General features: G+C 39.7%; 6 protein-coding genes and 1 pseudogene. 5 read left to right on the top strand and 2 right to left on the bottom strand.

The genetic code is table 11. The features are described from left to right. The coding region (locus tag PVV60_RS09715) for a glycine-rich domain-containing protein (protein ID WP_342752801.1) at positions 1-634 on the top strand (634 nt) is incomplete at its 5' end. A gap of 129 nt (positions 635-763) precedes the next feature. Further along, a complete protein-coding gene (locus PVV60_RS09720; RefSeq protein ID WP_273724577.1) occupies positions 764-1,024 on the top strand; it encodes a hypothetical protein in 261 nt (86 codons plus the stop codon). Here PVV60_RS09720 and PVV60_RS09725 read toward each other — a convergent pair. Continuing rightward, complete coding sequence (locus tag PVV60_RS09725; protein WP_019220258.1) at positions 1,021-1,377, bottom strand: type II toxin-antitoxin system HigA family antitoxin; 357 nt, start codon at positions 1,375-1,377, stop codon at positions 1,021-1,023. The genes PVV60_RS09720 and PVV60_RS09725 overlap by 4 nt on opposite strands. A 118-nt stretch (positions 1,378-1,495) precedes the next feature. Here PVV60_RS09725 and PVV60_RS09730 point away from each other — a divergent pair, with 118 nt between their 5' ends. Together PVV60_RS09730 and PVV60_RS09735 are read left to right on the top strand one after the other, a co-directional pair. Continuing rightward, positions 1,496-1,771 (top strand): type II toxin-antitoxin system RelE/ParE family toxin, encoded by a 276-nt coding sequence (locus PVV60_RS09730; RefSeq protein WP_208435033.1) that lies wholly within the window; start codon positions 1,496-1,498, stop codon positions 1,769-1,771. A 33-nt stretch (positions 1,772-1,804) separates the two neighbouring features. Continuing rightward, the gene (locus tag PVV60_RS09735) at positions 1,805-2,131 is read left to right on the top strand and encodes a HigA family addiction module antitoxin (protein ID WP_273724578.1); all 327 of its coding nucleotides are present in this window, start codon (positions 1,805-1,807) and stop codon (positions 2,129-2,131) included. Between the two features lie 54 nt (positions 2,132-2,185). On the opposite strand, the gene PVV60_RS09740 is transcribed toward PVV60_RS09735, so the two are convergent. Beyond that, the gene (locus PVV60_RS09740; RefSeq protein WP_273724579.1) at positions 2,186-2,707 is read right to left on the bottom strand and encodes a Rha family transcriptional regulator; all 522 of its coding nucleotides are present in this window, start codon (positions 2,705-2,707) and stop codon (positions 2,186-2,188) included. 471 nt (positions 2,708-3,178) lie between these two features. Between PVV60_RS09740 and PVV60_RS09745 the strand changes: the two are divergent. Then, positions 3,179-3,399, top strand: a pseudogene (locus PVV60_RS09745) (phage tail protein); the annotation flags it as partial.

A 3,399-nucleotide genomic window follows, 5' to 3' on the forward strand; every position in this document is an offset into this window, starting at 1 on the left:
GGTGACGAATAAAACCAAAGTTGAGATCCAAGCATGGGGCGGCGGAGGTAGTGGTGGTTCCTCTTGGTCTTATGGCGATGGCGGCGGTGGCGGAGGAGGAGGTTGTTCCGTATGGTATGGCTATAAAGCCAGTTTAAAAGGGCATGAGAATATCACAATTGGTAAAGGAGGAGATTCTGTTGCAAAGAATTTTGTAAGCGGTAATTCTGGAGAAACAACAGTTGTTGGCAAAAATTTTATGACGGCTACAGGAGGAAAGGGTGGTGGTGGTGCTTACTCCCATACCTCTAACTCGGGATTTGGTGGTAGTACGACTTCCTACTATTCAGGTTCTGGTGGTGCTGGAGGCATGGGAGGAAATTTTGGTTTAGCAACAGACGAACATCCAGGAACTGCTAAAGGCGGCAATGGTTGTGCTGGAACAAGTGGAATTACGAGCAAGACAAGCGGTAATGGAGGTGATGCTGGGGGTGATACATCACGTGGTGGCTCTGGAGGGATAGGACAAGGATCCTATAGTTCAGGAAAAGCGGGGCGTGGCTTTGGTGGTGGGGGTGCTGGTTCTTATGGAGATTCTTCTCCAAGCGGTGCTGGTGCTGATGGTGCAGTTCTTATAAGGTTATGGAAAGAATGAATGGATGTACGACTAACCAAAGAGACAGCACAAGTCAAACTAATGTTTGTTGTATCATGGCTTAAGGTTGTAATAGTCTTTTTTTAAGTCCTTTTATTGCTCTTTAAAAGCCCTTTTAAAGGGCTTTTTTTGACTGACACTGTCAGGCTTATGGAGCATGGTGATGCTTGTTATAGTCTCTTCATTGATTTGGAGAGCAAAATGAAAATAGAATTTAAACTTCGTATTCACTTTATTAAGAATGGCAAGGGATCTAAGTTTTTAGCAATATTTGATCAGACAGCCTTTGATGCGGTTGTAAAATCCTTGATGTTGACGTGCAAATTTATCCCCTCCATGCGCCTATCCTTCTCTTTACGCATGAGGTGGAGAAAAGAAAAACAAGTCTAAGCTATTAGGCTTTCCAATGGGATATTAAACTGTTGGTGCAAATTTTTAATCATGCGTAGTGTTAGTTTTCTTTTTCCACTCAAGATTTCATAAACGCGATTTAAATGACCAATCGCAGGAACAAGATCTTTAGCACTTAAGTTCATTTGTTCCATTCTAAATTTAATAGCCTCAATAGGATGAGGAGGAGAAATAGGATAATGTTCTGTTTCATAAGCTTCAATTAACAACACAAGAACCTCCATTTGATCAAATTCTGGAGTATTCTCTTTAGGTTGATTGTCAAACATTGCAGACACAATTTCTAAAGCTTCTTGATAATCTCTCTCTGTACGAATTGGTTTGATATTCATTTCTTAAATTCTTTTAGTTCTACAGTATTCCATTAACAATATTTAACTGTAACATTTTTGTTGACAATTGTCACTTAATATATTACATTTTATTTAAAATAAAGTTGTTGAGTTTGCTATGATCAAAACATTTAAAAATAAAGACCTACAATCTCTCTGGGAAACAGGAAAAAGTAAGATTGATAGCAGACTTCAACAGCGTATTATTCGCCGTCTTGATACCCTTGACGCAGCTTCTCAAGTTAGTGATATCAATGTACCAGGTTATAATTTTCATATGCTTAAAGGCTTTACTCCAACTCGCTACACAATTCATATCAACGGTCCTTGGTGTATCACTTTTGAATTTAAAGACAGACACGTTTACCATGTTGATCTAGAGCAATACCATTGAAGGTTTTAAGATTAATTGTAAAGGAAACTATCCATGACTACACGCAATCCTAATCGTTGTCCTTCTCATCCAGGAGAAATTTTAGCAGAATCCTTAGAACATTTAAATGCAAGCAAAACCGAAATTGCACGGATTCTTCAAATATCACGCCAGCACTTGCACGGCATCCTTAAAGGAGAACGTCCAGTCACAGCTGTAACAGCGGCTCGCATTGGTAAATTGTTAGGCAATGGACCAGCTCTCTGGCTACAGCTTCAAGCCAATTATGATACATGGCATGCCTTGAGGGACATTGATGTCTCTTCTATTCCAACATTAACAGCTAATAAAGTGGATATACAAATAGAACAGAGCCATTAAGAAAGGAATACCTCCCCGCCTTTGAAGACGAGGAGATAAATCGTGTTTTTAAAGTTAAGCAGCTTTCACAACAGGGCTTACTAAAACTCGTTTGGCTTCTTCAACAAGCGTTTTATAGTGTTTGCTCTCTTCTACTAATGTAAAAGCTTTTACAAGATGCATGTGAAGCGGTCCATAAATATAAACAGCTTTTTCAGTAGGTCCCATTTCATCCCAGTTGCTTGGAAAATCAAAACGTGTATCACGGTCATTATCAATTAATTGGTTTTTTAAATCATAGAAAGCTTTGACGAGGGCTTTTTTAAATGCACGTACCATATCATTATTACGCATATAGGTCATGAGTAGAGTTGCTTGCGGTTCATTGAGGATAGCAACTTCTCTCTTTTGACCGCCTTTACCGTCTCTTTTACTCACTTGGATTTCAAATCCAAGTGAACCAAATTCCTCAAAATCCTTACGATTATTGCGTACTAACTGTATAACTGTTTTATGCGTATTACCCACACCCTCTGCAATTTTTAAAGAAGTTGTAACAGCAATACCAGCATTGTTGATTGTCACTAAATTGTTCATGATTAACTCCTAATGGTTTTAATGTCTCTATTGACACCCCCAAGGGTGTCGGGCGTTAGAAACACGGCCATTAGTCCGTCGCTATGCCTTCCCCTCGTGAGAAGGTATTGTATAGCATAGCTACACCCGACAAAATCGTTATATGCCAATAACAGCATAAAAGACAATCAGTATTTTAAATGCATGGGAGAGATCTTACGTGACCTATCCGCTAATGGTTTAGTGTTTCTAGCACTTGCGATTCGATTAACATGAGAGTTTATTAGTGTCAATATGCTTTAAAAAAAATATTTCACATATTGTTGTTTTCAAAGGATCGCATTTGAAATGCTACCCTTTACTATTCACTCGCATTTGAAATGCGAGTGAACCAAAATCCTTATGATTTGCTGTTTAAAGGGTGCGATTTCAAATCCACCCCTCATTTTTCCCATTCATTTTCATTCACCAATATTTAAAGGAGCATAAAGTATGGCAACAGGTTTTCTACACGGTGTTGAAGTTGTCGAGGTTGACGACGGCACCCGTCCCCTTCGCGCGGTACAATCGGCAGTTATCGGGATTGTTGGCACAGCGCCCGATGCTGATGACCGAGCCTTCCTCTTAACACGCCCGTTTTGGTAACGGGTTCACTTTCACAAGCCGCTAAACTGGATAAAACAGGTAAGCGTCAAGGCACCCTACCCAATGCC

This window comes from Bartonella sp. AU18XJBT (genome assembly GCF_028618595.1).
In the GTDB taxonomy this organism is placed as follows: domain Bacteria; phylum Pseudomonadota; class Alphaproteobacteria; order Rhizobiales; family Rhizobiaceae; genus Bartonella.